The 6,542-nt window shown below is 59.4% G+C and carries 10 protein-coding genes and 1 tRNA gene; 5 read left to right on the top strand and 6 right to left on the bottom strand.

The window, feature by feature from the left end:
- The first annotated feature begins 7 nt into the window (after positions 1-7).
- Positions 8-1,186: a glycosyltransferase family 4 protein gene (locus QD409_RS16450; protein ID WP_092852397.1), complete on the top strand. Its 1,179-nt coding sequence runs from the start codon at positions 8-10 to the stop codon at positions 1,184-1,186.
- A 167-nt stretch (positions 1,187-1,353) separates the two neighbouring features.
- A complete protein-coding gene (locus QD409_RS16455; RefSeq protein ID WP_092852327.1) occupies positions 1,354-1,644 on the top strand; it encodes a helix-turn-helix domain-containing protein in 291 nt (96 codons plus the stop codon).
- Positions 1,645-1,738: 94 nt separating this feature from the next.
- Here the strand turns inward: QD409_RS16455 and QD409_RS16460 are convergent, their stop codons facing one another.
- Both QD409_RS16460 and QD409_RS16465 read right to left on the bottom strand, forming a co-directional pair.
- Complete coding sequence (locus QD409_RS16460; protein WP_430763111.1) at positions 1,739-2,761, bottom strand: extracellular catalytic domain type 1 short-chain-length polyhydroxyalkanoate depolymerase; 1,023 nt, start codon at positions 2,759-2,761, stop codon at positions 1,739-1,741.
- A 224-nt stretch (positions 2,762-2,985) separates the two neighbouring features.
- Positions 2,986-3,198, bottom strand: coding sequence for a hypothetical protein (locus QD409_RS16465; RefSeq protein ID WP_092852325.1), 213 nt, complete (start codon positions 3,196-3,198; stop codon positions 2,986-2,988).
- Between the two features lie 242 nt (positions 3,199-3,440).
- Between QD409_RS16465 and QD409_RS16470 the strand changes: the two genes are divergently transcribed.
- Together QD409_RS16470 and QD409_RS16475 are read left to right on the top strand one after the other, a co-directional pair.
- Positions 3,441-3,833, top strand: a complete 393-nt coding sequence (locus tag QD409_RS16470; protein ID WP_092852393.1) for a hypothetical protein — start codon at positions 3,441-3,443, stop codon at positions 3,831-3,833.
- A gap of 91 nt (positions 3,834-3,924) precedes the next feature.
- Positions 3,925-4,641, top strand: coding sequence for a hypothetical protein (locus QD409_RS16475; RefSeq protein WP_092852323.1), 717 nt, complete (start codon positions 3,925-3,927; stop codon positions 4,639-4,641).
- A 37-nt stretch (positions 4,642-4,678) separates the two neighbouring features.
- Here QD409_RS16475 and QD409_RS16480 read toward each other — a convergent pair.
- A tRNA-Pro gene (locus QD409_RS16480) sits at positions 4,679-4,755 on the bottom strand.
- Positions 4,756-4,841: 86 nt separating this feature from the next.
- Positions 4,842-5,231 (bottom strand): BA14K family protein, encoded by a 390-nt coding sequence (locus QD409_RS16485; RefSeq protein ID WP_092852321.1) that lies wholly within the window; start codon positions 5,229-5,231, stop codon positions 4,842-4,844.
- Positions 5,232-5,406: 175 nt separating this feature from the next.
- Between QD409_RS16485 and QD409_RS16490 the strand changes: the two genes are divergently transcribed.
- Entirely contained in the window at positions 5,407-5,661 is a 255-nt protein-coding gene (locus QD409_RS16490) for a hypothetical protein (protein WP_092852391.1), read from the top strand.
- 78 nt (positions 5,662-5,739) lie between these two features.
- Here QD409_RS16490 and QD409_RS16495 read toward each other — a convergent pair whose 3' ends face one another.
- Both QD409_RS16495 and QD409_RS16500 read right to left on the bottom strand, forming a co-directional pair.
- Positions 5,740-6,084 carry a hypothetical protein gene (locus QD409_RS16495; RefSeq protein ID WP_092852319.1) on the bottom strand — a complete coding sequence of 115 codons (345 nt, stop codon included), beginning with the start codon at positions 6,082-6,084 and terminating at the stop codon, positions 5,740-5,742.
- Positions 6,085-6,327: 243 nt separating this feature from the next.
- A partial coding sequence (locus QD409_RS16500; protein ID WP_430763112.1) for a transposase occupies positions 6,328-6,542 on the bottom strand: 215 nt, incomplete at its 5' end.

Raw genomic sequence — 6,542 nt, forward strand, 5'->3', positions numbered from 1 at the left:
TCTGTCAATGCTGCAGGTTCTCGAACCGAGCGGCGGCGGCTCCGGACGGCACTTCCTCGATCTGTGTCGGGCGATGCAGCATCGCGGCCATTCGGTGACTGCGGTCTATTCGCCGGTGCGCGCCGAAGCCGCCTTCGTCTCAGAACTGGAGGGCATCGGCCTCGACAGGGTCATTCCGCTCGGCATGCGACGCGCGCCAGGTCCATGGGATATCACCGTCTGGAGATATCTCCGCAAAATTGCCACCGAGCAAGGGCCGTTCGATCTGATCCATGGTCATAGCTCGAAGGCGGGAGCCCTGACGCGGCTGCGCTTGCCGGGAAAGCACGTCCCCGTGCTGTATACGCCGCATGCGTTTCGCACCATGGATCCGGCACTGGGCTCAAAAGGCCGATTGATCTATGGCGGCATCGAGCGCCTGCTTGGCAACTGGCTGACGGACCGCCTGATCTGCGTATCGCAGGACGAATATAACCACGCATTGTCGCTCGGAATTTCCGAGGCTCGCCTCAGTATCGTCGTCAATGGCGTCAACGCGCCGCCGATCAGCCAACGCATCGCCATCCGCAAGCGCTATGGCATAGCTCAGGATGCCCTGCTCTTCGGTTTCGTCGGCCGAATGACCCGGCAGAAGGCGCCGGAGCGGCTCGTCCAGGCCTTTGCCCGCATTGCCCAGGAATTGCCGCAGGCTCATTTGCTGATGATCGGGATCGGCGAATTGGCGGCCGCCGTCACCACCATGATCAAGACCGCCGGCCTGGAGCATCGTGCGAGCATCGACGGCAGCGTGCCGGGTGTCACCGCGATCGATGCCGTCGATGTCGTGGTCATGCCGAGCCGCTATGAAGCGATGTCCTATGTGATGCTCGAAGCCGCAGCGGCAGGGAAGCCGCTGTTGCTCGCCGATGTCGGCGGCGCGCGTACGGTGCTCGAACACGGCAAGAACGGCTATATCGTACCGAACAGCGACGATCCGAGAGAGCTGGCCCTTGCAATGAAGCGCCTTGCCGATCCCAAGCTGCTTGCGAGCCTCACGGCCGAGGCCCGCCGCCGCAAGGATAGCTATACACTCGCGGGCATGGCCGACGCCACGGAGAAGATTTACTACGATATGCTTGGCTATCCGGTCCCAGCCCCCTTGAAAATGCCGGAGAAGGTCAGGCCGCAGAATGCCGCTGCATTCTAAAGCGCATCGCGATCTTTCAGATTCGCTTGTTGCGCTTTAGGCTTTGATTTTGCGCATGTCGTTGTCGCAAAACCGCTGCACACTTTTGCGCGACATGCGTTAGCTTCCCACGCGTTTTTCACCTGAAACCAGTTCCGATTTTCGAGCTTATGCAGTAGAGTTAAGCCATGATCACATCAGCACAATTGCGCGGTGCGCGCGCCATGCTCGGACTGACGGTGGAAGCACTTGCCACCGAGACCGGGCTTCCGGTTTCGGCCATCGAAGCACTGGAGCGGGACGGAAGTTCCACTGATATGAAGGCGCTTGCCGCCGTTCGTTCCGCTCTGGAAACCCGCGGCATGCTTTTCCTCGCCGGCGGCAGCGACGGAAGCGGCGGTGCCGGCATCCGTTTCAAGCATTGGGCTGAGAATGACGGCATCCGGCCGGAAAACTTGAACGCGACCAATGATGATTGATAGCCGGAGCAGCTCCGTATTCTACGGCGCCGCTAACCGCTGCATTGCATCGCTCTTCGCTGGAAGACCGATGCGCATTTTTCCTGAAGTGACTTCAGGCGGCCAAACCCCAGCTTTTGACCAGCTGTTCAGGCGCTGAAACGACCGCGGGCAAAATGAAGCGCTCGGTATCGTTTGCCGGCTCCCTACCCTCGATGAGCGGACAGACCGGCAGGCCATGTCCGAAATCGGTCAGCGTCACCAGCTCCAGGATCATATTGCCGTAGTCGTCACGCCATTCACGGCGCTCGCCGCCTTCGAAGAGGCGCAGGCGACCCTTGGTACGCGGACGTTCGCGCACGGCAAGCCATTGTGCGACAGACGACTCGGCATTGACAAAGGAAACGACATCGTCGGCATCGCCATGCCAGATGGAAACGACAGGAAAGCGATCGGCGTCGGGAGAGGCCTCGCGAATGTGATGGCCCCACTTATCGGCCGAACGCGTGGAGCCGCGCTTCATTACGTCCAGGGCAGACATGGCGTCGCGGGCCGCACCGAAAGGCAGGCCGCCGATGATGGCGCCCGCGGCAAACAGTTCCGGATAAGTCGCAAGCAGTGCTGCGGCCATGGCGCCACCGGCCGAAAGGCCCATCACGAAAATCCTGCTGTCGTCGATCTCATGCACCCGGCGGCTGAAATCGATCATCTCGCGGATGGAGCCGAGCTCGCCGCGATCGCGCGTTACCATGCTCGGGCGAAACCAGTTGAAACAGAGATTGGGATTGTTCGATGCTTTCTGCTCGGCGTAGAGCACGGCAAACCCATGCTGTCGGGCGAGTGCCGACCAACCGCTGGCGCGATCGAAATCCTCGGCATTCTGATGACAGCCGTGCAGAACGATAACGAGCGGCATCGGGCCTTTGACGCCCGGCGGTACGTATTCGAGCATGCGCAGGCCACCAGGATTGCGACCGAACCACAGAACTTCGGTCAACCGCTGCGGAGCCGGGCGCGTGGAGACGCGGCGACGCAAAGGCGACGTTTGCGGCTGTGTCACCGGAAACTTGAGCTGCGGCAGCTCGACGGATTCGGGAAGCAGGCGGCGAAGCCGGCTCGGAACTTTGAAATTCATCATGGACCTTTCAGATTATCCACGCCCGCCGCATGTATTTTTGTTTCGTTACGGCAGCCGCGCACTGCCCCCAGGGGGAATCAGTGACATCGAGAGACACACTCTCTTTGTGCAATGCAGCAAATATAGGGTGGAAGTGAGGCTTCGAACAGCGACAAAGCGTCATTGCTGCTATGTGAAATCAGCTTAAACCGATTAGATTCAAGGCCATAAAAAAAGCGGCCGTGTCAGAAATAAGCCCTTGCAAGCGCCAGAAGCTTGGTGTCGTCCTTCACGCCCTGGCGATAAAGCTGAATGATCAATGCGCCGAGACGCTCCGCTTGCTGGCTGCGCAAATTGATGCCGCGATCCTGGCAGACCGTATCCAGCACCTTCTCCAAGCGATCCAGATCGTCTGAAAACAGCGGCAAGTCCCGTGGATGGATAGGGGTTTCCAACATTCGCGCGGTCTCATCCTTTGGGCCGGAACACGCAGAACCCTGTCGGCGCCCGCTTCATACCCGACAATATGAGTGGACTATGCTCCCTGGCTGCGGGCTTGGCAAGGAAGCAATCGCCCGCGCTGACGCTTTTCTGATTCGCACATAATGCGGCAAATCCCGCTATTTATACAATTTCAAGTCGCGCCATTACCAAGCCTTCATCCGCACCTGCGATAAGCGGCGGAAACGGAGAGATGACGATGACTAGATTTTTGGCCCCGGCCATTCTCGGCCTGCTGCTCGCCGGCTCGGCTCTGCCGGCCCTTGCGCAGAACCTTCAGAACCTTCCCTTACGCAATCCCCGCCAGTCGCCGGAAGGATATATTTCCGTGCAATCCGGAATATCGATCTCCTATTCCGTGCCGGAGGGTGACAGCGAGGAGCAGCAGGAGAAGGCTTTGAAATCCTTCTATAAGATCGCTGCAAGCAGCTGCGCGACCCTCCTCGACACCATTGCAGATGCCTGCGAAATCAGCGCCATGTCCAGCAATACGTCGGTCAATAATTTCGACGGCCGAGGACCGAAACTTTCGGTAAACGGACAGGTGACGATGTCGGTGAAGCTGAAACCTGCGACCTCATCGGCGAAATAGGAATCCCCTGCCCTCGTCACCGCATGAGAGAAAGCCAACGGATCGGTAAGAAATCGCGGCGATAATCCCCTCGCAATCGAGGGACGACATCATGGCTAAAGCGAAACGACGCACGCGGCGCAAGCCGCAACCCAAGGCGGGCAGCTCGATATGGCTATGGGGCTTCGTCGGCCTGGCGACCGTGGCCGGCCTGTACGCCTATCAGCATCGCAAGGAAATGCCCTCCATGCTCGCCCATGCCGGTGCAGTTGCCGGCATGCCGCATATGGCCCAGGAGGCGCCGGTGCCAGCAGCCAAGCCGAAGGCCAGACCGGCTGCGGTCATTCCCGAACCGCGTGCGACATCAGCCCTTCCCGTGCCGCCGGCTTCTATCCCGGCGGTACCGGCCGCTATCCCTGTGGCGCTGCCGATCACCAAGCCGTCCATCGACCGGCCAATTCCCGGACTACGGGCTCAGGCAGGTGGCCGGTTTGTGCTTTGCAGCGCCGGTTCGGGCACGAATTGCGTGGTTGACGGCAATACGTTCTGGCAGGACGGCATCCGGATCCAGCTCGCCGATATCGACGTGCCGGGCATGGAGGCTGCGCGCTGCCCGGGCGAGAGGCAGAAGGCCATGGCTGCGAAACTGCGCCTGCAGGCCATTCTCAACGATGGGACTTTCGTGCTCTCCGGCAGCAACCGCCGCGACGACCAGAATGGCGGCAAGCTGCGCATCGCCATGCGCGCCGGCCGCTCGATCGGCGACCAAATGGTTTCGGAAGGGCTGGCACGACGCTGGACCGGCCAGGCATCCTCTTGGTGTAGCTAAATCGCTGGAAATTTGATTGGGAGTTCAAGGAAATAAATGGTCGGGGCGACTGGACTCGAACCAGCGACCCCTTGACCCCCAGTCAAGTGCGCTACCGGGCTGCGCTACGCCCCGACCTGCCGAAACGGCTTGTTTCGTTTAGAGTTTAGAGTTTCCCGACGCAAGCGAAAAGTGGCGGCTTGCTCAGAAAAAGTTCCGGCCTAGCGGCACTCCCGCCGCGGCCCCTGGCTCGGCTGATAGGTATTATCAGCGGGATCATAGGAGCGATAGCGGTTGGCGCAGGCGCGTGCATGGCCGTCGTAGTAGCCGCGAGAGCGCTGCCAGCTGAACAAGGTGCCTGTCACGAAGGATTTGAAGAGGACACCGCTGTCCGAATCGTCGTCGTAGTAGCTATCGGAACCGTGCAGGCGGTGGCCGCTGCCCCAGTGGTTGTGATGATGCCAATGGCCGTGATCATGAACCTGGATGACGTCCGACTGTTGGGGCACCGGCAGCGCCGGCACAGTGATGGCGCCGGCTGGCATTGCGGCACCTGCCGCCAGCAGCAAACCGAAGCCTGCGGCAGCTATCGACCTGGCAATCGTAAACATGAGCGACTCCTTCGAAATTCGGCAGCAGCGCCAAGCACATCTGCGTGAAAACCTTGTCGCCGAGCCCGCCGATATTACCTTTATATAGTGATTTGAAGCCACACTCATAGATGCCGTTCCGTCTTTATTGCGCGACGATTTCGCGGAGGCGGGAAGCGTGCAGAAAGCCGAAACAATGAAGCCCTTTGTCGCCCTTTTGCTATGCGCACCGCTGCTTGCAGCATGCAACACAACCGAATCTCTGCAACCTATTCCCGGCAGCATCACATATGGCGGTCAGCCGCACACGAAACTGTCGGAATCGCCGATCGGCAGCCGCATCCAGCACAGCTTCACCAATCAGTGGGGCCAGGATGTCTACGAGACCTATATTCTCCAGCCGGACCGGAGCCTCAAGCTTGTCAGCCGCGTGGAGGCAACACCCTTATGACGGTGAGCAGTGCAAACAAAAAACTCCGCCAGCATGACCGGCGGAGTTTTTGCACTCATACCAGCATAAGCGCGGCGGTTACCAGCAGCGATAGCAGCGGTGATAATAGGGCCGGTCGTAATAGGGCCGGTCGTAATAGCGGCGATGATGGCGGTTTTCGCTGGCTGCAGCACCGATGAGAACGCCGCCGATGATGCCTGCAGCGGCAAGCGTTGCGGCCTGATTTTCGGCTTGCTGCGCCTGGACGCGATTGGCCTGGTAGGTTGCACCGACGCAACGGGCGTAACGCTGGGAGCCAGGGCGGTAACCCTGCGACTGGCATGTCATTTCGGCATTCATCGCAGATTCCTGCGGTGTCTGACAGCTCGATAGAATGGTTGATATGGCGACAAGGCTCGCCGCCATGGTGGCACGTATACGCATATTCCCTCCGGCACTTAGCAATACAACCCCGTGATAGCGAAATACAGCCAAAGGTAACCTTTCGCAAGCCGAGCTTATCAAGCTATGCGCGAGCCACGGCAAGATGGCCTATAATTACGCGTGAAAATGTCATCGTGATTAACAGGCCGGTAGCGCCGGTATCGCCGTCAAAGTCATGACCTCCACCAGAGGTGGAGGTTTGAAACGCTGCGCTTGAACCGCTAGAAGCGGTTTTGTTAGCGCTTAGTAGCTACGATTGAAGAGGTCGGCAAAGTCGGAAGCTTTGTCGGCCTTTTCCTGATTACGGATATAACGTCTGACGACCTGCTCGTCATAGCCAGCCGTCGATACGAAGTACCCGCGCGCCCAAAAGTGATAACCCTTGTAGCGGCGCTTGCGCGCATATTTATTGGCAACGTAAAGGGCTGTCTTGCCCTTCAAAAAGCCGACAATATGCG

The organism is Rhizobium sp. BR 315 (assembly GCF_050577975.1).
GTDB lineage: Bacteria > Pseudomonadota > Alphaproteobacteria > Rhizobiales > Rhizobiaceae > Rhizobium > Rhizobium miluonense.

Excerpts from the sequence above, each read along its gene's own strand:
- QD409_RS16455 (WP_092852327.1), top strand. The coding sequence starts at position 1,354 with ATGATCACATCAGCACAATTGCGCGGTGCGCGCGCCATGCTCGGACTG.
- QD409_RS16450 (WP_092852397.1), top strand. The coding sequence starts at position 8 with ATGCTGCAGGTTCTCGAACCGAGCGGCGGCGGCTCCGGACGGCACTTC.
- QD409_RS16470 (WP_092852393.1), top strand. The coding sequence starts at position 3,441 with ATGACTAGATTTTTGGCCCCGGCCATTCTCGGCCTGCTGCTCGCCGGC.
- QD409_RS16485 (WP_092852321.1), bottom strand. The coding sequence starts at position 5,231 with ATGTTTACGATTGCCAGGTCGATAGCTGCCGCAGGCTTCGGTTTGCTG.
- QD409_RS16475 (WP_092852323.1), top strand. The coding sequence starts at position 3,925 with ATGGCTAAAGCGAAACGACGCACGCGGCGCAAGCCGCAACCCAAGGCG.
- QD409_RS16465 (WP_092852325.1), bottom strand. The coding sequence starts at position 3,198 with ATGTTGGAAACCCCTATCCATCCACGGGACTTGCCGCTGTTTTCAGAC.
- QD409_RS16460 (WP_430763111.1), bottom strand. The coding sequence starts at position 2,761 with ATGATGAATTTCAAAGTTCCGAGCCGGCTTCGCCGCCTGCTTCCCGAA.
- QD409_RS16490 (WP_092852391.1), top strand. The coding sequence starts at position 5,407 with ATGAAGCCCTTTGTCGCCCTTTTGCTATGCGCACCGCTGCTTGCAGCA.
- QD409_RS16495 (WP_092852319.1), bottom strand. The coding sequence starts at position 6,084 with ATGCGTATACGTGCCACCATGGCGGCGAGCCTTGTCGCCATATCAACC.